Annotated in this window: 19 protein-coding genes; 10 read left to right on the top strand and 9 right to left on the bottom strand. The window is 61.8% G+C overall.

The annotated features are described in order from the left end of the window. The first annotated feature begins 273 nt into the window (after window positions 1-273). Window positions 274-1572 (top strand): citrate synthase, encoded by a 1299-nt coding sequence (locus KYT97_RS30005; protein WP_033234107.1) that lies wholly within the window; start codon window positions 274-276, stop codon window positions 1570-1572. 37 nt (window positions 1573-1609) lie between these two features. Next, entirely contained in the window at window positions 1610-1972 is a 363-nt protein-coding gene (locus KYT97_RS30000) for an FKBP-type peptidyl-prolyl cis-trans isomerase (RefSeq protein WP_003940440.1), read from the top strand. A 91-nt stretch (window positions 1973-2063) separates the two neighbouring features. Here KYT97_RS30000 and KYT97_RS29995 read toward each other — a convergent pair whose 3' ends face one another. Together KYT97_RS29995 and KYT97_RS29990 are read right to left on the bottom strand one after the other, a co-directional pair. Further along, window positions 2064-2825, bottom strand: a complete 762-nt coding sequence (locus tag KYT97_RS29995) for an ABC transporter permease (RefSeq protein ID WP_045069042.1) — start codon at window positions 2823-2825, stop codon at window positions 2064-2066. Further along, entirely contained in the window at window positions 2822-3775 is a 954-nt protein-coding gene (locus tag KYT97_RS29990) for an ATP-binding cassette domain-containing protein (protein ID WP_172935726.1), read from the bottom strand. The genes KYT97_RS29995 and KYT97_RS29990 overlap by 4 nt, the downstream gene beginning before the upstream one ends. Before the next feature lie 94 nt (window positions 3776-3869). Here KYT97_RS29990 and KYT97_RS29985 point away from each other — a divergent pair, with 94 nt between their 5' ends. Further along, the gene (locus KYT97_RS29985) at window positions 3870-4673 is read left to right on the top strand and encodes a TetR/AcrR family transcriptional regulator (RefSeq protein WP_095888385.1); all 804 of its coding nucleotides are present in this window, start codon (window positions 3870-3872) and stop codon (window positions 4671-4673) included. Here the strand turns inward: KYT97_RS29985 and KYT97_RS29980 are convergent. Next, window positions 4608-5591, bottom strand: coding sequence for a sugar-binding transcriptional regulator (locus KYT97_RS29980; RefSeq protein ID WP_095888386.1), 984 nt, complete (start codon window positions 5589-5591; stop codon window positions 4608-4610). The genes KYT97_RS29985 and KYT97_RS29980 overlap by 66 nt on opposite strands. Before the next feature lie 238 nt (window positions 5592-5829). Here KYT97_RS29980 and KYT97_RS29975 point away from each other — a divergent pair, with 238 nt between their 5' ends. The 3 genes from KYT97_RS29975 to KYT97_RS29965 all read left to right on the top strand — a co-directional run bounded on the left by KYT97_RS29975 (window position 5830) and on the right by KYT97_RS29965 (window position 9990). Continuing rightward, window positions 5830-6660 carry an MIP/aquaporin family protein gene (locus KYT97_RS29975; protein WP_045069052.1) on the top strand — a complete coding sequence of 277 codons (831 nt, stop codon included), beginning with the start codon at window positions 5830-5832 and terminating at the stop codon, window positions 6658-6660. A 63-nt stretch (window positions 6661-6723) separates the two neighbouring features. After that, window positions 6724-8232, top strand: coding sequence for a glycerol kinase GlpK (glpK, locus tag KYT97_RS29970; protein WP_033234112.1), 1509 nt, complete (start codon window positions 6724-6726; stop codon window positions 8230-8232). 48 nt (window positions 8233-8280) lie between these two features. After that, window positions 8281-9990: a glycerol-3-phosphate dehydrogenase/oxidase gene (locus KYT97_RS29965; protein WP_045069054.1), complete on the top strand. Its 1710-nt coding sequence runs from the start codon at window positions 8281-8283 to the stop codon at window positions 9988-9990. Between the two features lie 34 nt (window positions 9991-10024). On the opposite strand, the gene KYT97_RS29960 is transcribed toward KYT97_RS29965, so the two are convergent. After that, on the bottom strand, window positions 10025-11236 hold the full coding sequence (locus KYT97_RS29960) for a low temperature requirement protein A (protein ID WP_219111480.1): 1212 nt from the start codon (window positions 11234-11236) through the stop codon (window positions 10025-10027). Between the two features lie 85 nt (window positions 11237-11321). Between KYT97_RS29960 and KYT97_RS29955 the strand changes: the two genes are divergently transcribed. From KYT97_RS29955 to KYT97_RS29945, 3 genes are all read left to right on the top strand, one after another. Next, the gene (locus KYT97_RS29955) at window positions 11322-12131 is read left to right on the top strand and encodes a response regulator transcription factor (protein ID WP_045069059.1); all 810 of its coding nucleotides are present in this window, start codon (window positions 11322-11324) and stop codon (window positions 12129-12131) included. Window positions 12132-12225: 94 nt separating this feature from the next. Then, window positions 12226-13392 (top strand): LLM class flavin-dependent oxidoreductase, encoded by a 1167-nt coding sequence (locus KYT97_RS29950; RefSeq protein WP_045069061.1) that lies wholly within the window; start codon window positions 12226-12228, stop codon window positions 13390-13392. Window position 13393: 1 nt separating this feature from the next. Further along, on the top strand, window positions 13394-13672 hold the full coding sequence (locus KYT97_RS29945) for a Rossmann-fold NAD(P)-binding domain-containing protein (protein ID WP_033234117.1): 279 nt from the start codon (window positions 13394-13396) through the stop codon (window positions 13670-13672). 9 nt (window positions 13673-13681) lie between these two features. On the opposite strand, the gene KYT97_RS29940 is transcribed toward KYT97_RS29945, so the two are convergent. After that, on the bottom strand, window positions 13682-16114 hold the full coding sequence (locus tag KYT97_RS29940) for a lysylphosphatidylglycerol synthase transmembrane domain-containing protein (RefSeq protein ID WP_033234118.1): 2433 nt from the start codon (window positions 16112-16114) through the stop codon (window positions 13682-13684). A 225-nt stretch (window positions 16115-16339) separates the two neighbouring features. Here KYT97_RS29940 and ppk2 point away from each other — a divergent pair, with 225 nt between their 5' ends. Continuing rightward, window positions 16340-17308, top strand: coding sequence for a polyphosphate kinase 2 (gene ppk2, locus KYT97_RS29935; protein WP_245005965.1), 969 nt, complete (start codon window positions 16340-16342; stop codon window positions 17306-17308). 10 nt (window positions 17309-17318) lie between these two features. Here ppk2 and mgrA read toward each other — a convergent pair whose 3' ends face one another. Genes mgrA through KYT97_RS29915 form a run of 4 tightly spaced genes read right to left on the bottom strand, consistent with a single transcriptional unit; the run spans window position 17319 to window position 21024 of the window. After that, window positions 17319-18350 carry an L-glyceraldehyde 3-phosphate reductase gene (gene mgrA, locus KYT97_RS29930; RefSeq protein ID WP_116102174.1) on the bottom strand — a complete coding sequence of 344 codons (1032 nt, stop codon included), beginning with the start codon at window positions 18348-18350 and terminating at the stop codon, window positions 17319-17321. Window positions 18351-18366: 16 nt separating this feature from the next. After that, complete coding sequence (locus KYT97_RS29925) at window positions 18367-19710, bottom strand: sensor histidine kinase (RefSeq protein ID WP_033234119.1); 1344 nt, start codon at window positions 19708-19710, stop codon at window positions 18367-18369. Further along, window positions 19707-20411, bottom strand: a complete 705-nt coding sequence (locus KYT97_RS29920) for a response regulator transcription factor (protein WP_033234120.1) — start codon at window positions 20409-20411, stop codon at window positions 19707-19709. The genes KYT97_RS29925 and KYT97_RS29920 overlap by 4 nt, the downstream gene beginning before the upstream one ends. A gap of 37 nt (window positions 20412-20448) precedes the next feature. Beyond that, complete coding sequence (locus KYT97_RS29915) at window positions 20449-21024, bottom strand: TetR/AcrR family transcriptional regulator (protein WP_033234121.1); 576 nt, start codon at window positions 21022-21024, stop codon at window positions 20449-20451. Window positions 21025-21081: the final 57 nt, after the last annotated feature.

Genomic DNA, 21081 nt, shown 5'->3' with positions numbered 1-21081 from the left:
GCGGCACATTTTGCGCGGTGGGGCTGGATCTGTGAGGCGTTGCGCGAGAAGGAAAGTCCAGATCAAGGCCATGTGCGAATCCTGAAATGCGAGCTGGAGCACAGTACTTCGGCGCTCTGAAACCTGTTGCAGTTTCGGGGTATATGTCCGACACTGATCGACGTGCAAAACCCCCGTGGAGCGACCCTCCCTGGGCGCGTTGTGTTCGGTGCGACTAGTTTCTAGTTGATCGTATGTAGTTACTCGTTGGTTTGAGCTTGAGAGGGATCCTTCGTGCCCGCTGACAATGACACAAAGCCCACGCTTACTTACCCCGGTGGTGAGCACACGATGTCCATTGCCAGGGCAACCGAGGGCAATGACGGCATCGAACTGGGAAAGCTGCTGGCCGATACGGGGTACACCACCCTCGACCCCGGCTTTGTGAACACCGCATCCACCAGTTCCGCAATTACCTACATCGACGGCGAGAAGGGAATCCTGCGCTACCGCGGATACCCCATCGAGCAGTTGGCAGGTAAGTCCACCTTCATCGAAGTCAGCTACCTGCTGATCTACGGTGAGCTCCCGACCGATGCACAGCTCGAGTCCTTCACGGACCGCATCCGTCGCCACACTCTTCTGCACGAAGACCTCAAGCGGTTCTTCGACGGATTCCCGCGCAACGCACACCCGATGCCGGTTCTTTCCTCCGCAGTCAACGCGCTCTCCGCGTACTACCAGGATTCCCTGGATCCCGAGGATCCGGAACAGGTGGAACTCTCCACCATTCGTCTTCTCGCGAAGCTGCCGACCATCGCGGCCTACGCATACAAGAAGTCCGTCGGACAGCCGTTCCTGTACCCGGACAACTCGCTGAACCTGGTCGAGAACTTCATGCGCATGACGTTCGGTTTCCCGGCGGAGCCGTACCAGGGTGATCCCGAGATCGCCAAGGCACTCGACATGCTGCTCATCCTGCACGCAGACCACGAGCAGAACTGCTCCACGTCCACCGTGCGCATGGTCGGCTCTTCCGACGCGAACCTCTTCACCTCGGTGTCCGCCGGCATCAACGCACTGTGGGGCCCGCTGCACGGCGGCGCCAACCAGGCCGTGCTCGAGATGCTCGACGACATCAAGGCAAACGGCAGCACCGCAGCCGAGTTCGTCCGCAAGGTCAAGAACAAGGAAGACGGCGTGAAGCTCATGGGCTTCGGGCACCGCGTCTACCGCAACTACGACCCGCGCGCCGCGCTGGTCCGCGAGACCGCGCACAACATCCTCGGCAAGCTCGGCGGCGACGACGAACTGCTCAATATCGCCATGCAGCTCGAAGAGGCCGCCCTCACGGACGACTACTTCATCGAGCGCAAGCTGTACCCGAACGTCGACTTCTACACGGGTCTGATCTACCGCGCGATGGGCTTCCCGCCCCGCATGTTCACCGTGCTCTTCGCCATGGGCCGTCTGCCCGGCTGGATTGCGCACTGGCGTGAAATGCACGAGGATCCGGCTACGAAGATCGGCCGCCCGCGCCAGATTTACACCGGCTACACCGAGCGTGACTATCGGGATATAACCACCCGCTAGCCCCTGCCCACAATTTTCGCCTCAACGAGGAGGACCCATGAGTAGCAAGCCCGTAATCGAGTTCCAGGAAGGCCCCGCGCCGACCGATCTGGTCATCAAGGATCTGGTTGTCGGAGAAGGCGCCGAAGCCGTTCCCGGTGGCACCGTCGACGTTCACTACGTCGGTGTCGAGTTCGAGTCCGGTGAAGAGTTCGACTCTTCCTGGAGCCGTGGTGAGTCCATTCAGTTCCCGCTTCGTGGCCTGATCAAGGGTTGGCAGGACGGCATCCCGGGCATGAAGGTCGGCGGACGTCGCCAGCTCACCATTCCGCCGGAGCTGGCATACGGCCCGGCCGGTGCAGGACACCAGCTTTCCGGCAAGACCTTGGTCTTCGTGATCGATCTGCTGGACGCCAAGTAATTTACTGTGCGCCTTTATTAACCCCCCGCGGTTAATAAAGGCGCACAGCACAAGAGCCCCGCACCGTCAGGTGTGGGGCTTTCTTGTGTGGTCAGTGCGCCGTCTTTCGTCGGTAAAGCCAGTTCGACCACACAAATCCCACGGCGGCGATGCCCACGCACCACGCGAGCGCGATCACGGCACTGTTCCCGATCGGCGTGCCCATCAGGAGTCCGCGCACCGTCTCGATGATCGGGGTGACCGGCTGGTGACGGGCGAACCCCTGCAGCCACGACGGCATGGTCTCGGCCGGCACGAAGGCGGTGCTGACGTAAGGCAGGAACATGATGGCGAAGGTGAATCCGCTTGCTGCCTCCGGGTTCTGGGCCAGGAGCCCCAATGCCGTCGAGAGGTACGACATGGCGAATACGAAGGCGACGATCACGGCGGCGACGCCGAGCCAGCGCAACGGATCGCCGGTGGGCCGAAATCCCATGATCAGAGCGACGACGATCACGATCGCCGTCGTCAGGACGTTGCGGACGACGCTGGCCAGTACGTGCCCGGTCAGGACGGACGATGGTGAGATCGCGAGCGTCCGGAAACGGTCGATGATCCCGTCCTTCATGTCGCTCGAGACGCTGACGGCGGTGGTGGAGGCACCGAAACCGGCACACAGCAGAATGATGCCTGGCACGACATAGTCGATGTACTCGGTGCCGGTATTGATAGCGCCGCCGAAGACGTAGACGAACAGCAGCATGAGCATGACCGGCAGGGCTATCGCGGTGATCATCGAATCAGGGCTGCGGAGAACGTGTTTGAGATTTCGGCGAAGCATCACCGAGGAGTCGATTGTCATGGTGGAGGTCATCGAACGCTCGCAATCTCGGGTTGGCCCGATCCGGTGAGTGCGAAGAACACGTCGTCCAGATCCGGAGTGTGAACGGAGAACTTCTCGACGGTGATCGACGGGTCGTCAATCGAGTCGAGGATGGCTTTGATCGACGGAACCGTCCCGTCGGAAGGGATGTGCAGGGTCAGAATCTCGGCATTCGAATGTGCTTGCGGAAGTGACGCCGCGGCGAGATCGAGTTGAGCGAGGTTCTCGAATTGCAGCGCGACATGGCCGCCCGGAACCAGACGTTTGAGTTCGTCCGGTGTTCCCTCGGCGACCAGACGACCGCCACTGAGCACACCGACGGTGTCGGCCAATTCGTCTGCCTCGTCGAGGTATTGGGTGGTGAGGAAGATCGTGACACCTGAAGCCGTGAGACCACGAACTATCGACCACATTTCGTGGCGGCTTCGCGGGTCCAGGCCGGTGGTGGGTTCGTCGAGAAAGACGACGTCCGGTCGTGCAACAAGGCTCATCGCGATGTCGAGTCGTCTGAGCATGCCGCCCGAGTAGTCGCCCGCTCGCTTGTCACCGAAGTCCGTCAGGTTGAACTGGTGGAGTAGTTCGTCGGCACGTCTTCGAGAGTTCTTCCGGCCCAGGTGATTCAGCTCGCCCAGGAGGGTCAGGTTCTCGGAGCCGGTCAACAGTGTGTCGACGGCCGCGTACTGCCCGGTGACGCTGATGCGTCGGCGAACGTTCCGTGGATCGCCGGGAAGCGAATGACCGGCCACAGTGACCTCGCCGGCGTCGAAGGGTATGAGGGTGGTGAGAATTCTTACGGCCGTTGTCTTTCCGGCGCCGTTCGCGCCGAGGAGCGCGTACACCGATCCGGCCGGGACCGACAGGTCGAGTCCGCCCAGAACCTGTTGATCGCCGTAGCGCTTGCGAAGTCCGCGGACCGAGATTGCGGGGATCGTTCCTGACATCGAGACCTCCAAGTGAGAACTGTGTATGGCATAAACTCGTGTTTATAGCGTACACAGTTCTAGGATGAGGGCAAGAGCAAAGAGTGGGAGCTGTATGGATGGCGGCGCGCTACCGAGGGCGGTCGAACTGGCTTGGGGACTGGATCAGCCTGGAACGCGGGGTCCCAAGAAAGGGCTCAGTCTCGAGCAGATTCTCGACACCGCGATAGAGCTTGCCGACGCTGAAGGTGTCACCGCGCTGTCGATGGGCCGGGTGGCCAAATCCCTCGGATTCACGACCATGTCGCTCTATCGCTACGTAGCGAGCAAAGACGAACTGATCGAACTGATTTCGGATCGAGTGATCGGCCCACCGCCGGTAATTCCCGACGGAGTGTCCTGGCGCGCCAAGCTCGAAGTGTGGGCGAACCACGAGTACGCCACGATGCTGAGTCGACCGTGGTGGCTCAAGCTGCCCATCACGGCTCCACCGACCGGGCCCAACAACATGGCGTGGCTCGATGCGGGCCTGAGCGCGCTCGACGGGGTCGCTCTGAGTGCTGCGTCGAAGTTTCAGGTGGTGACCAACGTGTCGTTGTTCGTCATCGGCCGCGCCCGATTCTCGGCCGACCTGGCCTCGCGGTCGGCACAATCGGCAGACGACGACGTCGCATACGGTGCTCTCATTGCTCGTGTCATCAATCGCGAGGACTTTCCCTACCTCAGTGCCGCAATCGAGGAGGGTGGTTTCGAGGACGGCAGCCCGGAGGGTGAAGCAGCCGGCGATGACGCTTTCGATTTCGGTTTCTCGCTGGGCCTCCTTCTTGACGGAATCGAGAAGCTGGTGCAGCGGTCAGGACACCAGCGCGGCGGCACTGACGTCGTCGATGATCAGGTCGGTGATCAGCCCACCTCGTAGTGCGCCTTCCAGCGCGGGCAGTTTTGCTGTTCCGGCGACGATGCACACGCGCCTGGCGACCTTCTCGAAAAGGTCCAGTCGTGGGCCGCTCGCGCGCTCGTTGAGTTCGATTCCGCGGTAGCTCCCGTCTGACCGGAAGAACACGGTTGCGATGTCGCCGACTACTCCGTCGCGTCGAAGTGCTTCTGCTTCATCGGGTTCGAGGTATCCGGCGGTGTAGACGTGACTCGGGACGTTGCCGCCCGGTACGCCGATGCTGAAGACTGCCAGGTCCATTCGCTTTTGCATGTCCAGTACGCGTTTGATACTTCGTTCGCGCCACAACTGCTCCCGGGTCTCCGGGTAGTCGAAGAATGCGGGGACCGGAAATCCTTGGGGGAGAGCGCCGTAGGCGTCGGCGATGGTTCTGATGATGTCGCTGGCGTACGAGATTCCGGTGGTGCGAGTATTCGCGGCGCCGTTGAGTTGCACGACGTACGAGTTGTACGTGCGTTTGGGGGCAAGGTGCTTGCTGACTTCACTGAGAGTGGTTCCCCAGGCGATCCCCATCACCATGTCGCTGTCGAAGAACGACGCCAGTAGCCTGCCGGCAAAAGTCGCGACCTTCTCGAGGCGCTCGAGATCTCCCACCAGTTCCGGGACTGTCACCACGTGGGCACGTACCCCGTATCGCTCCGAGAACTCACGCTCGATGCGGGGTGCTTGGCCGTGTGGGGTGCTGATCTTGATCTCGACGAGTCCGGACGTGCGCGCATAGGTGATCAGTCGCGAGACCGTGGATCTGGATACGCCCATGTCGCGGCCGATGGCGGCCATCGTCTGATCTTGGAAGTAGTAGAGGCGCGCGGCCTGGACGGCGTCGGAGATGCGAGGGTCCGCGGGGTCGGAGGTCGGGAAGTCGGAGGTCGGGGATTCCATGGCATTGTCCTGTCTGCACGTTCGTGCACGAGCGCTGAACCGAATCTTATCGGAGTAGCACCTGGCCGCCGCACTCCCGCGCGACAATTCCCTGAAACGTATCTGTTACCCGCATTACGGTGCGGAAATGCCCGGTTTGCACGTATGTGCACTGGCTATGCATGAATGTGCAACTGGCCTTAGGCTACGGATGCAGCAATCCAAACTATGACATGCATCACAATTGAGTGAGGGTGGGATGGAGAAAGCCAAGCGATTAGGGCTCCCCGGCGAGTTGGCAGCCGAGTTCGCAGGAACGATGATCTTGATCTTGTTCGGCGTCGGAGTTGTGGCGCAGGTGGTGTCCGGCGGGAGCGGCGGAGGGCTCGGTGGGCATGACAGCATCGCGTGGGCCTGGGGCCTGGGTGTCATGTTCGGAATCTATGTCGCCGGCCGGGTGACGGGTGCTCATCTGAACCCTGCCGTCACGTTCGCCTTCGCGATCTTCCGGGGATTCTCCTGGCGCAAGGTACTGCCGTACACCCTGGCGCAGACCGCTGGAGCCTTCGTCGCCGCGTTGATCGTCCGCTGGAATTACAACGACATGCTCAATGCAATTGATCCCGGACACACGACCGCCACTCAGACGATCTTCTCGACCATGCCCGGAAACGGAACGCTCCCGGTCAGCCTCGGCTCGGCGCTGATCGATCAGATCATCGGCACCGCCATCCTGTTGTTCCTCATCGTTGCAGTCACCGATTCTCGGGGAACTCCGCCGCTCGCGAATCTCGCGCCGTTTGTCGTCGGATTGATCGTGGTGGGAATCGGATTCGCCTGGGCGACCAACGCGGGCTACGCCATCAACCCGGCGCGCGACTTCGGCCCGCGACTGGCGTCGTATCTCACCGGCTACGGAAGTGCGTGGCGGGATCAGTACGGGAGCTTGTATTTCTGGGTGCCCATCGTGGGACCTCTGATCGGCGCTCCGATCGGAGTGTTCCTCTACGACAAGCTGGTTGGACGATTCCTGCCTGACGACGAGTCTGCAGAGAAGGCGATCGAGGAGCCGGCGACGATACCGGCGTGATCGCGAATCAACATCTCTGAGTAAATCTCTCGCACTTTCTCTCGATACCAAAGGGGTAGCACGATGGCGCAGTTCGTAGCCGCGATAGACCAGGGGACCACCTCCACACGTTGCATGATCTTCGATCACAGTGGGCACGTGGTTGCCGTCGAACAGCACGAGCACACACAGATCTTTCCGCAGGCAGGGTGGGTCGAGCACGATCCGATCGAGATCTGGGACAACGTCCGCAACGTCACCGCGGGCGCGTTGGCCAATGCGGACCTGACCGCGGCCGATATCGCATCCGTCGGAATCACCAATCAGCGAGAGACGGCGGTGGTGTGGGAACGCGCGACCGGAAAACCCGTCTACAACGCAATCGTCTGGCAGGACACGCGTACCGATCGGATCTGCACGGCTCTTGCCGGCGATGACGGACCCAAAAAGTACACGACGGTCACTGGATTGCCACTCGCAACGTACTTCTCGGGTCCGAAGGTCAAGTGGATACTCGACAATGTCGAGGGTGCTCGCGAGAAGGCCGAAGCAGGCGAGTTGTGCTTCGGCACGATGGACACCTGGGTGCTGTGGAACATGACCGGTGGTGTCGAAGGCGGAGTGCACGCCACCGACCCCACCAACGCGTCGCGCACTCTGTTGATGGATCTCGACACTCTCGCATGGGATTCGGCGATCTGCGCCGACATGGGTATTCCCGAATCCATGCTTCCCGAGATCCGTAGCTCGTCCGAGATCTTCGGATTCGTTCGTGAGCGTGGCACGCTGTCCGGAGTGCCGATTGCAGGAATTCTCGGCGATCAGCAAGCAGCGACCTTCGGTCAGGCCTGCCTCTCACCGGGCGAAGCGAAGAACACTTACGGAACCGGCAACTTCGTGCTCCTCAACACCGGCACCGAAAAGGTGATGAGCAAGAACGGATTGCTGACGACGGTCTGCTACAAGATCGGTGACCAACCGACGATCTACGCGTTGGAAGGATCGATCGCCGTGACCGGTTCGCTGGTTCAGTGGTTGCGGGACAACCTCGGAATGATCAGCAGTGCAGCAGATATCGAGGTGGATGCGCGTTCGGTGGACGACAACGGCGGAGCGTACTTCGTGCCCGCATTCTCGGGTCTTTTTGCTCCCCACTGGCGTGCGGATGCCCGCGGCGCCATCGTCGGCCTGACTCGGTTCGTGAACAAGGGCCACCTTGCCCGTGCGGTGCTCGAAGCGACCGCGTATCAGAGCCGTGAGGTCATCGATGCGATGAACCTCGACTCGGGCGTCGATCTGAAGGTTCTCAAGGTAGACGGCGGAATGGTCGCGAACGAACTGCTCATGCAGTTCCAGGCCGATCTGCTCGATGTCGAGGTGATCCGTCCGGTGGTTGCAGAGACCACGGCATTGGGCGCGGCGTATGCAGCCGGTCTCGCAGTCGGGTACTGGGACAGCGAGGACGATATCCGCAGCAACTGGGCGAAGGACAAGAGTTGGACGCCTTCGATGGATTCGGCCGAGCGTGACCGGTTGTACGCAGGATGGCAGAAGGCCGTCACACGGACCCTGGACTGGGTCGACGCGGACTGATCCTGCGTCCCCAATTTCTACCTATTTTCAAGTGAAGGAACCCTTTTCATGAGCACAGCACAAGCATTGAGTCCGTCCTCGCGGGCGGAGTCGCTGAAGAAGTTGGAAGAAACCGAACTCGATGTCCTGGTCATCGGCGGTGGCGTGGTCGGCGCGGGCAGCGCACTCGACGCCGCAACTCGAGGACTGAAGGTGGGCTTGGTGGAGGCACGTGACTTCGCGTCCGGAACCTCGAGCCGGTCCAGTAAGTTGTTCCACGGTGGACTGCGCTACCTCGAGCAGTTCAATTTTGCGCTCGTGTTCGAGGCACTGCGTGAGCGGTCCCTGGTACTGAACTCGCTGTGTCCGCACCTTGCGAAGCCGGTGCCGTTCATCTACCCGCTCGAGAAGCTGATCGACCGGCCGTACGTCGGTCTGGGCATCGGCGTTTACGACGTGATGGGCGCAGGCCGTGGGGTTCCCTCACACCACAAGCATGTGGGAAAGAAGAAGACCCTCGAATCGTTCCCTTCCGGAAAGCGTTCTGCCATCCGCGGTTCGGTCAAGTTCTACGAGGGACAGGTAGATGATGCCCGGCACACGATGATGCTGGCGCGCACGGCAGCCGAGTACGGCGCGCTGTGCGTCAACAGCACGCGCGTCGTCGGTTTCCTCCGCGAGGAGGACCGGGTTGTCGGTGTGAAGGCAGTGGACCTGGAAACCGGTCGCGCGTTCGAGATCCGGGCTCGCCAGGTCATCAACGCAGCAGGCGTGTGGACTGACGAGATTCAGGAAATGGTCGGTGGGCGAGGACAATTCCAGGTCCGCGCGTCCAAGGGCGTTCACCTGGTCGTCCCGCGCAACCGCATCAACTCGTCAACCGGAATCATCACGCGGACCGAGAAGAGCCTGCTGTTCGTGATCCCGTGGGGAAGCCACTGGATCATCGGTACGACGGACACGGACTGGAACCTCGACCTCGCGCATCCGGCAGCGAGCCGAAGCGACATCGACTACATCCTCGGTCATGTCAACAAGCTCCTCCAGGACGAGCTGACGCACGAGGATGTCGTCGGTGTGTACGCGGGACTGCGTCCGTTGCTGTTCGGCGAATCGGATTCGACCAGCACTCTCTCCCGTGAGCACGCGGTGTCGAGTCCGGTTCGGGGTTTGACGGTGGTGGCCGGTGGCAAGTACACCACCTATCGCGTGATGGCCAAGGACGCAGTCGATTCCGCGGTGCACGGACTCGAGCAGAAGGTGCCGAAGTCGTGCACCGAGCGTATTCAGTTGGTGGGCGCCGACGGTTACTTTGCCGCGTACAACAACCGGCACCTCACCGCTGAGCGCACCGGACTGCACGTTTCGACTATCGAACACCTGCTGGGTCGCTACGGCACTTTGGCTGACGAGTTGTTCGAACTCATCGAAGCGAGGCCGGAACTGGGACGGCCTTTGGACTCTGCCCCCGAGTACCTCGAGGCGGAGATTCACTACGCCGCGAGTCACGAGGGTGCGCAGCATCTCGACGACATCCTGACCCGCCGTACTCGTATATCGATCGAGGTCACGGACCGCGGCGACGCGGCAGCCGCGGAAGTAGCCGAACTGGTTGCGCCGGTGTTGGGTTGGACCCCCGAGCACATTGCCGAGGAGATCGAGCACTACCGGTTGCGCGTTGCAGCCGAGCGGGAATCTCAGGAGCAGCCCGACGATCTGACGGCTGATGCGGCGCGCCTGGGTGCACCGGACGTTCGCACGGGCGTCACCGTAGGGTGACTTCCGCTGTGCGCCTTTATTAACCGCGCGGGGGTTAATAAAGGCGCACAGCAGAGCGGCGCGAACGCCGTACCTGCGCGTACTCGTAGGCGTTCTGCCAGGCGACGGTGGCCACCAGCACCCAGATGATCCATGTCGCGCTCATATGTGTGCCGACGACGCCCATGACGATGGGGATCGCGGTGCAGGGGATCGCCCAGCCGAGCAGCCACCGTCGGTCCGACCGCGCAAACAGCCCTGCCACCGTGCTGATTCCGAAATAGACAGCGATGCTTCCGCACAACAGCCACCGCAGATTCGCGGGCGTATGCTCCGCACCGTGTTCGGTTGCCGCTCCGAGTCCTGCGACCAGAACCGCGATTGCGCCGGTGGTGAAACAGTGCATGGCCATGTCGATGCGAGCGGGAAACTTCTCGGGCTGCAGGTGCGGAACGCCGGCGTGACCGTAGAGAAGCGAGAGCGCCCACATACCGGAGAGCAGGACAAACGACCCGACGGCGAGGCTGACCACCGTTGAGTCCCAGGCGAGCTTCGAGGCCGCGGAGATCACGAGGATCACACCCTCGCCCAGCACGATGATGACGTACAGGCCTAGCCGCTCTGCAAGGTGAGCCCGTTCGGAGTGCAGGGCTTCGAGTTCGGGCATCCGATCGTCCTTGAACCCACGGATCTTGATGATGCGGTCGAGCTTTTCCTGCGCGTCTGCCATGATCGCGGTGCCGGAGACGATGAACATGATCAGCAGATCGATGGTCACACCGGCGGTCCAGAGCCAGAACCGAGTTTCGCCCTCGAACCAGAACGAGACGATCCACGGAATCACGCCGAGAGACATCTGGGCGATCGGCCAGTCCACGACTATCTGGCCGTTGTGCCACACCCGACTCGCGAGCAGACGTACGGCCACGTAGGCGACAGCGAAGGCCAGCGCATGGTTGTCGTGGATGCCGGCCACGGCCGCCATCATGACGGCCAGTCCGAACATGGCGATCAGCATGCTCGGGATTCGGACGCGGTCGCCGGCAATGTTGCCGTACATCGTGAACGTCGCCCACGCGGTCCAGAACGCGAGATAGAGCAATGCGTAGAGCGCGACATCCGACCACGACGGCGAACCGTGGAGCAGGTGAGCCAACTGACCGATACCGGCAACCACGACCAGGTCGAAGAACAATTCGATCCATGACGCGTGTCGCTCGAGCACCGCCTTCTGCTTCGAGTCCGGTTCATTTCCGAGTTCCGACATAAAGCTCAGTATCGGTTATCGGCATCAACCGTGCTGGTAGGCAGCGAACTTGTCCGTTTTCTCGAAGTTGTGCTTATGCTGTCCGTTGAGTGATCTGGATCATAGTTCGGGTGAGGTGGTCGACGTGCACGGTAGCGGTAACCTCGCGCTGTCCGCTGCGGACTACGACCGTGTCTTTGCGATCCTCGACTACTGTTCGGCCGCGAGAACGCTCGATCAGCTCAAGAACCTCCTCATGGTCGCGTTGCACGATCACTACCGCTGCCCCAACACCACCTTCCTCGTCGGTCCCACATTCACGTCGGCATTCGCTGACCCGAATCCGGTGACCACGGGTCGGATTACTCCGATTCTCGACGAGTATCAAGCGCGGTGGTATCCCGATGACGTGTTCGCGACAGCGCAATCTCGGGCGACATTGATGTCATCCCCGGCCATCACCCACACTCAATTATTGGATGTGCCATCGGAATCGGCGACGTACCTCAGCGATTTTCTTTATCGCAAGCGTTTGCACAGCGCAGCGGTCATGCACCTCCAACTGGCTCATGGCGTTCACGGATTGGTCGGGATTTTCGATTCGGAGGGCAAGGATCTGTCCGCGACCGACGTGGCGGGCTTGGGGATAGTGGGTCGGCAACTATCACTGTTGTGTCAGACCTTGCCCGGTCAGTCGAGTCCGAGTTGGCAGGAAAAGTTGACGCGGCGGCAGCGTGATCTTGCCGAACTGTTGGCCGACGGCCATACCAACGACGAGATCGCGGTGATCTTGTCGTTGAGTCCCGACACGGTGAAGAAATACGTCAGCCGGATCCTCGCTGTGCTGCACGTGCGCAATCGGGCGGAGTTCGTGAAGTTGGTCTACCAGCACAAATTGGCCGACCAGCAGGCCTGAAATTATCCACTTTCGTGCACTGTGACTGGCGTCACTCGATGGATAGCCTTTGTGTGCACGGCCAAGAATTGGACCACGGCACAAGGAGAAACTCATGAGCAGGCTTCGCTTCGGGTATTTCATGGCACCGTTCCACGTCCCCGGACGTAATCCGACGGCAGCGTTGCAGCGCGATCTCGAACTGGTCGAACATCTCGACCGGTTGGGCTACGACGAGGCGTGGTTCGGTGAACATCACTCCGCCGGAAGCGAAATCATTGCATCACCGGAAATCATGATTGCCGCGGCATCGCAGCGGGCACCGCGAATCCGGTTCGGAACCGGCGTGACGTCGCTGTCGTATCACAATCCTCTGTGGGCAGCTGATCGAATCATGCAGTTGGACCATCTGACTCACGGTCGCACGATCTTCGGCGTCGGGCCCGGATCGTTGCCCACCGACTCGGCGATGATCGGACTCAATCCGACAGACACGCGAGAGTTGTTGCAGGAGAATCTCGACATCGTCGTTCGGCTGCTCCGTGGCGAGACGGTATCGGCAAAGACGCGCACTCACGAGTTGTTCGACGCGAAGCTGCAACTTGCCCCGTATTCGGAGAATGGTATCGAAATAACCGTTGCCGCAGTCGCTTCCCCGACCGGGCCACGCCTGGCCGGCACACATGGTCTGGGTTTGCTGTCCATCGGTGCGACCCTGTCCGCCGACGGTTTCGATGCGCTGGCACATCATTGGAACGTGATGGAGGAGCGCGCAGAAGCCAACGGCACTACGGTGGACCGTCGCAGGTGGTCTCTGGCGGGGCCGTTCCACATCGCGGAAACCGAGGCGGAAGCGCGCAAGCAGGTGGAGTACGGAATCGAGGAGTGGTTCGACTACTTCCAGCACGTCGCGGCCTTCCCTCAGATGGCGGTCTCGGGGTCTCGTTTGAACGAGATGATCGACTTCGTCAACGAGGCGGGAATCGGCGTTATCGGCACGCCGGAGCAGGCTCGGCGTCAAGTGCAACGACTGTGGGATCAGTCCGGTGGATTCGGATGCATGCTGCAGATGGGACATGACTGGGCGAATCCGCAGGACACGCGTCGTTCGGCAGAGTTGTTCGCGCAGGAGGTCTTTCCCCATTTCCAGGGGCAGGCGCAGGCCACGTTGGATGCAGCGCAGCATGCACGGGCCGTCCGGGAGGGACATGCCAAGGCACAACTCGACGCGGTGGATCACATGACGAAGAAGTACGCCCAAGAGGTCGCAGACAAGGCCTGACGTGTACATCAGGGTCGAGGAAGGCCGGGTCAGCGTCGAGGATGCCGGGAACCTACGGGACTTCCATGTCGAGGTGCCGTCGGACATGACCGAGCGTGAACTCGACGAGGTGCTGCGCGCTCGGGATTTCGGTTATGCGCGCGGTGCAAGCGCTTTCATTCTCACGAAGCGAATCGAGAACGCTGCGGCAGGCGTGGCGGAGATGATCGACTACGCCAAGAGTAAGGGCTGGATAGACGAGGACGGAAAAGCCTTGCAAGCCCACGTTGTTCGCACGTAGCGGCTTCTTTCAGACCATGTCTTTCTTCTGTAGCCATCGCAAGATGGGCCAACCGCAGAAGACGGGCAGCCAGCAGGTCAGCACGCGGTAGAGGAGGACCGACGGGACCGCAATGCTCGCGGGGAGTCCGAATGCCGTCAGGCCGCCGATGAGGGCGGCCTCGACGGCGCCGACGCCGCCGGGTGTCGGGGCGGCAGATGCAAGCGTTCCGCCGATCATGGTCACGATCGTGACGGTGATGAACGTTGTTCCGCCGCCGAACGCTTCGACGCTGGCCCACAGTGCCAATGCTGCGCCGAGAGTTGTTGCCGCACTTCCGCCGACGATGATGAGGAAGCGTGTGGGGTTACGTGCCAGCTGACTCAGTTCGCCGAGAACCTCGGTGATCTGCGGCTTGAGGTCCTCGTTGAGCCAGCGCCGCAGTTTGGGGATGAACATGAATGCGCCCAGAATTCCCAGGGCGATGCCGCCGATGAGGGACAGCACTGTCGTTCCGGGGATGAAGTGCGACAGGTTGGCATCTCGGCCGGCCACGACGGAGAAGAAGATCAGCAGACCCACGTGGGTCACTACTTGAACCGTCTGTTGCAACGCAACTGCAGCTGTGGCTCGGACGGTTCCGAGTCCACCCTTCTGGAGGAAGCGCACACTCAGTGCCAGGCCGCCGACACCGGCCGGCGTGGTGGTGGCCGCAAACGTGTTGGCCACCTGCATGATCAGCAGATGTCGATAGCTGACCATCGACGACGCGCAGGCCCACAGCGCTGCGGCGGCACCGACATACGTCAGTGCTGAGACTCCGAGTCCCAGCAGTGCCCACCACCAGTTGGCGGTCTCGAGTTCGGACAGGAATGTCGGCACCTGAACCACGAACGGGTAAGCGACGTAGACCAAGCCGATGAGGAGCACCAGCTGGATGATCTGATTGCGACTGAATCGTGTGACCTGTGCCGGGGCGACTTTCTCGATGCCGTTCTTGGCGCCGACTTCGTCGCGGATCTCGGTCATCAGCGGGGTGGAATCGGGGATTCCCTTGCGGATTCGGTTCGGCATAGCTGAGGCGGTCAATCGTCCGGAAGCGGCAAGAATTGTTTCCGCGCCCTGGGTGCGGATAGCCGCGTCCACAGCCGACTCGACGCCGAACAGTGCTGCCGTGGTGAGGAGCAGCTGTGCGTTGTCCGATTGCATCTGCACGTCGGTAGCGCCGAATTCGGAGTAGGCGTAACCGCCGAACAGGACTCCGCCGCCGTCGATGTGGATCTCGGATGCGCGGAGGTCGCCGTGTGCCATCTGGTGGACGTGCGTCGTGTGCAGTGTCTGCCACAGTGTGTCGACAAGCTTGGTGGACGGACCGTCCGCGTCGAGATCCTCGGTTTTCTGATCCCGGGCAGCGACTGTGAGTGGGATCCCACGGGGAGTGGGGCGAGCGTACATTTCCCAGCCACGATCGAGTGGTGCGGTTGCCACTGCCTTGGAACTTGCGAGTCCGATGTCGGCAAACGCGATTCCCATCAACGCACGATGTTCGACGGCTCGGCGGAGCGACGCATGACGCGGCGGAGTCTCGCGATTGCGCAGGGAAATCCAGCGGAAAGTCTGCCGGATCACGCCGCTGCTGCGCTGATTCTGTCCGTACAGTTCGACGGTCAGATCCTCGCAGAGTTCGTCGTCGGGGACTTCGTCGACGGCTGCGGACAGTACGAGTGGACCGAGACCTGAGGGGCTGACCACTCGGAACGCCGTGACCCGGTAGCCGCGTTTCGACAGCACACGCACTGCGGAATCGAGCGGAACTTCGAGAGCGGGTGTGCCGACCAGCAGGACGATGACGGCACCGATGAGATAACCGACGGCCAATCCGAGCATCGACCGGGCGGGCACGATCGCACTGACGACGAGGTGGATCGGCGCGAACAGCAGAAGCAAGGTCCACCAGACACGTCGCCACTTCTTTGCCAGCCACGGTCCGGACACGGTCAGAACGGCGGCCAGCATCGCGATCCAGCGGGGATCGTCGAGGAACTGGGACAGGAAGGTGGCGTCGAGGCGGTCGGGCACGTCGAGGTGCCATTTCGGGGCGGAGAGCCCGGTTCCGGTGAATGACAGCGCCACCAGCGCGCACATCGCCGCCGCGGCATACCCGGCAAACAGTTTCCAGCGTCTGCCGACGATCAGTTCGATGAGAATCGCGAACGGCAGAGCCAGGATAGAGAGGCCGTACAGCAGGTACACCGTGTCGGACAGGCTGGGCGAGAGAACACCGACGATGTTGGACACGGAGGTCTCGAGGGCGTCCCACTGACTACGGGTGATCAGCGAACCGGCGATCACACCGCCAAGGACTACCGCAGCAAATACGACGCGCATGATGTCGCTGGTTCTGCGTTGCAGCGGCGGCAGCAGACTTCCCGTTACCGGGATGTCCCGTCCGTCAACACGCATATCCTCAGAACTCTTCTCATGCAGGTATCGGCAGCCGTTGTGGTTACCTCGACTCAAAGTACCGTGCCGGCGTCAGTGCGCCGCAAGGCAGCGACGTGTTGTCCATCCGCGAGCAAGCACGTGTTGCCGCGCGTTCGCGGTAAATGCAGCAGAGATCGTACGTGGCCGGACATCAGAGCGTAAAATTCACATTCCGGATGCTCGACGGTAAGGAGCGCACCACTTATGAGTCCTGAGTCGAACGGTGTCGACGGTCGGGTTCCAGACTTGTCCGTCAAAGGCGCCAGAATCTCCGTGACCGAGGACTACGCGCACGAGATCGACGAGATTGCGAACCTGACGGACAAACTCGGTGGGCTGGAGCCTGCCGAATACGCGGATGCCTGGAAACAGGGGTACCCGTACGAGAGGAAGATGTCGCGGCGGGAGTACGAGCGTAAGAAGCGCCGCCTCCAGATCGAATTGCTCAAGCTGCAGTTGTGGGCCAAGGAGACCGGTCAGAAGATTCTGATCATCTTCGAAGGGCGAGATGCGGCGGGCAAGGGTGGTTCCATCAAGCGGTTCACAGAACATCTCAATCCGCGTGGCGCGCGCGTCGTTGCCCTGGAGAAGCCGACCGATATCGAGCGCACACAGTGGTATTTCCAGCGGTACGTCGCGCATCTTCCGAGTGGCGGCGAAATCGTGATGATGGACAGGTCGTGGTACAACCGCGCCGGCGTCGAACGTGTGATGGGGTACTGCACGCCGACGCAGTATCTCGAATTCATGCGGGAAGCACCGGACTTCGAGCGGATGCTCGTCAACTCCGGGATTCACCTGCACAAGCTGTGGTTCTCGGTGAGCCGTGAGGAGCAGTTGGCGCGGTTCGCCGCCCGTCGAACCGACCCGGTGCGTCAGTGGAAGCTTTCACCCACCGACCTTGCCTCCCTGGACAAGTGGGACGACTACACCCAGGCCAAGGAGGCGATGTTCTTCTACACGGACACCGGCGACGCTCCGTGGACGGTGATCAAGAGCAACGACAAGAAACGCGCTCGGCTCGAGGCGATGCGTCACGTGCTCGCCTCCTTCGAATACCCCAACAAGGATCACCGGGTTGTGGGAATCCCGGATCCCCTGATCGTCGGACCGGCGTCAGCCGTCTTCGAAGAGGGCGAGCACGTCAACGTCGAGTTGCCGACCCTGGCCTAGGTCCGCCTGTTCAGATCGAACTGGCCTCCGCCCACAGATTGATGCCGCTCTCACGCGCGTGTCGATCGATGGAGGCGAGTTCGTCGGCGCTGAACTCGAGATTGTCGAGTGCTCCGACGTTGGCTTCGAGCTGCGGCACACTGGATGCTCCGATCAGCACCGAGGTGACGCGCGAATCGCGGAGCGCCCAGCTGAGCGCGAGTTGCGCCAATGACTGGCCACGACCACGGGCGATGGCGTCGAGGGCCCGGATGTGGGTCAGAGCATCGTCGGTGAGCCACGACGGGTCGAGTGATTTGCCTTGTGCCGCACGTGAATTCTCGGGGACGCCGTCGAGGTAGCGGTCGGTGAGCATTCCCTGGGCCAAGGGGGAGAACGCAATCACGCCGACGCCGAGTTCGTCGACAGTGGCGAGTAGATCCTGTTCGATCCAGCGGTTCAGCATCGAGTAACTCGGCTGGTGGATCAACAGCGGAACACCGGCTGCTTCGAGTAGTGCGGCGATCGCGCCGGTGCGCTCGGGGGAGTACGAACTGATCCCCGCATACAACGCCTTGCCCTGCTGGACGGCGCTGATGAGAGCTCCGGCAGTCTCCTCGATCGGGGTCTCCGCGTCGGGGCGGTGACTGTAGAAGATGTCGACGTAGTCGATACCGAGGCGGCTCAGCGACTGGTCGAGTGAAGCCAGCAGGTACTTGCGTGAACCGCCGAAACCGTAAGGGCCCGGCCACATGTCCCACCCGGCTTTCGACGAGATAATCAACTCGTCGCGATGGGATGCAAAGTCCTCCCGCAAGATCCGTCCGAAATTGGTTTCGGCACTGCCGTACGGCGGGCCGTAGTTGTTGGCCAGATCGAAGTGGGTGATGCCGAGGTCGAATGCGCGTCGTAGCACGGCCCGTTGGCGGTCGATGGGGACGTCGTCGCCGAAGTTGTGCCACAGGCCCAGTGAAATGGCGGGAAGCTTCAACCCGCTCTTGCCGGTACGACGGTAGGGCATGGTGTTGTAGCGATCGGGCTGCGCGACATACGGTTCGGACATTGTTCCTGCCTTCGATTCAGTGGTGCGTTGACAGATCCTTGAGTTCGATCAGCAGTCGTGCACCGCCCAACGGGCTGTCGTGGAACGATGTGCTGCCGCCGTGTATGGAGGCTTGCTGCGCTACCAGTGCAAGCCCCAACCCGGAACCGGTCTGACTCGCAGTGGACCCGCGGGTGAATCGCCCGAACACTGCTTCGCGCTCGTCTACCGGGATACCTGCCCCGTTGTCGTCGACGGTGATGGTGAACTCGGCGGGTGCGGCGGCCCGATAACTCAGCGTGATACGCACTTCGGTGGCACGGCCGTGCCGCACGGCATTGGTGATGGCATTGTCGAGAATCAGACGAATTCCACCCGGTAGTGCGTGAATGCGATACGGCACAGGCGAATCGGCGGCGTCGACGCTCACGCGCAGATCCGGATACAGGCGCATCGCCTCCTCGGCGGCGATATCGCACACTTCGATCAGATCGGTGTCCTTGAAGTCCTCGGACGTGGACAGTTCGCCCTTCGCAAGTCGCTCGAGGTCTCGCAGGGTCGATTCCACCCGGCCTTGAGCGCGGGCGAGATCAACCAGAATCTCTTGTCTCTGAGACTGGTTCAGATCAAGGGTGGACAGCACTTCGATATCTGTGCGCATTGCTGTCAGCGGAGTGCGTAGCTCGTGTGCGGCAGCGGAGGCAAAGTCGCGGGCAGTTGCCAACGCCGACGTCGTGGCAGCTTGTGCGCTGGCGACGTCCTTGAGCATCGACTCTGCTGCTGCCGCAAGCTCGTCCGCCTCTCGGATGCCGGAAACCTGCGTCGCGAGGTCCGGGTCGCGTCGGGCGATCCGGCGGGTCAATTCCACCAGCGGACGCACAGCGGGGCCGCCGAACAACCACCCAAGGGCGGCGGCAGCGGCCACGGCGCCCAGTCCGAAGAAGGCAACCTGACGTTGCTGTTCGACCGTGATGTCGCGAGCTTCTGCATACGGAACTGCCAGTGAGACAAGAGCGTTGATGCCTTCGGCTTTCGAGGTGTATGCGCGGTACTTGGTTCCGTCGACTTCGACGGTTTCCGAACCCGGCGGCAGTTCCGGCAACCGGGTGGGTGTGCTCGACATGACCGTTCCGTCGGTGGCGGTGCGGATCGTCACCGAGAACGCGCCGGCGTCCCCGAACGCTCCGAGGAACGGGCCGGCCGTCGCAGCGTTGGCCACGAGTACCGTCGACGCGGTTTCGAGGCGACGGTCCAACTGTGCCAGGTTGTTTCGTGCGATGGCCAACGCCACGACAGCCCCGAGTGCGAGGACGATGAACGTGGCCCCCAACGCGGCAGCGGCAGCTACTCGGATTCGGAGTGAGTATTGCCGAGGCTTCACGGATTTTCCCGCAGGACAAAACCGACACCGCGCACGGTGTGCAGCAGTCGCGGCGAGCCGCCCGACTCGAACTTGCGGCGAAGATATCCGATGAACACGTCAACGACGTTGGTGTCCGCGACGAAGTCGTACCCCCACACAAGTTCGAGGAGGCGTTCGCGGGTGAGAACGATGCCGGAATTGTGTGCGAGCACTTCGAGCAACTCGAATTCGCGTTTGGTCAACGGGACCTCACTGCCGTCGACGCGAACGCGTCGTCCGGATAGGTCGATGTCGAGATTGCCGACGCGCAAGGTGTTGGCGCCTTCGCCGCGGTCACTGGCCGGGGCATTGCTCCGCCTCAGCATTGCCCGGATCCGAGCGATCAGTTCGGCGAGGACAAAGGGTTTGACCATGTAGTCGTCGGCTCCGGATTCGAGTCCGGCAATCCTGTCGTCGACAGAATTTCGGGCACTCAGCACACAGATGGGGATTTCGTTGCCTGCAGCGCGTAGCGCGGTGACGACTCCGGTGCCGTCGAGTACCGGCATGTTGATGTCGAGAACCACCGCGTCAGGATGCTTGTTCGCGATCACACGGAGGGCGTCGGCGCCGTCGACCGCCGTCAGGACGGTGAATCCCGTAAGCCTCAATCCGCGTTCGAGGGAAGAGCGGACGTCGGCGTCGTCGTCGACCACGAGGATGAGCGGAGTGTCGGTCACCGCCCTATTGTGCCCGCGGGATTGTCAGATTTGGGGATCAGACCGGTAAATCGGTGCCGTCCGGTCGTAGACCGGCCATGAACACCGCGACCAACCTCGGGACCAGGTTCGGCATGGCCTCGTCGGACAGTTCGATTTGTGGGCGGGTCAGTTTGGCCAGGGCCATGACAAATTCGAGGGGTTGAAGATCGGCGCGGACCAGTCCGGCGCTCTGAGCGGCGCCGATTGTCGCGGTCATCTTCGCTTTCGTCACCTCGCGCACTGCCAGAACTTCGGGGGCCAACTCGGTGAAACTATGTTCCACCAGGGCAGGAATGAGCGCACCCAGGCGCAGTTCCACGAGCCGATCCACCAACGTGTGCCACGCGTTTGTCGGATCGGTTGGCATCGCTGTGAGGGCGATGTCCGCAGCCTCTCGGACGTCGGTCAGCGTCGCGACGGCGACCGCGGTCACCAGGTCCTCGCGCGTCGGAAAATTGCGATAGAGCGTGGCTATCCCCACTTTCGCTAGTTCTGCGACCGCGTCGAGGGGGGCGTCGTGCCCACGCTCGGTGAACACCGCTCGTGCGGCGTCGACTATTGCGTTCCTGCGTTCGCGTGCATCGGCTCGCACATTCACCTCCGGTATTGACAGTTCATCATAACCGGAGGAATATCTTCCACAAATAGT

The sequence above is a fragment of the Rhodococcus globerulus genome (genome assembly GCF_019334125.1).
GTDB lineage: Bacteria > Actinomycetota > Actinomycetes > Mycobacteriales > Mycobacteriaceae > Rhodococcus_F > Rhodococcus_F globerula.
This window is presented reverse-complemented; position numbering and strand designations above follow the sequence as displayed.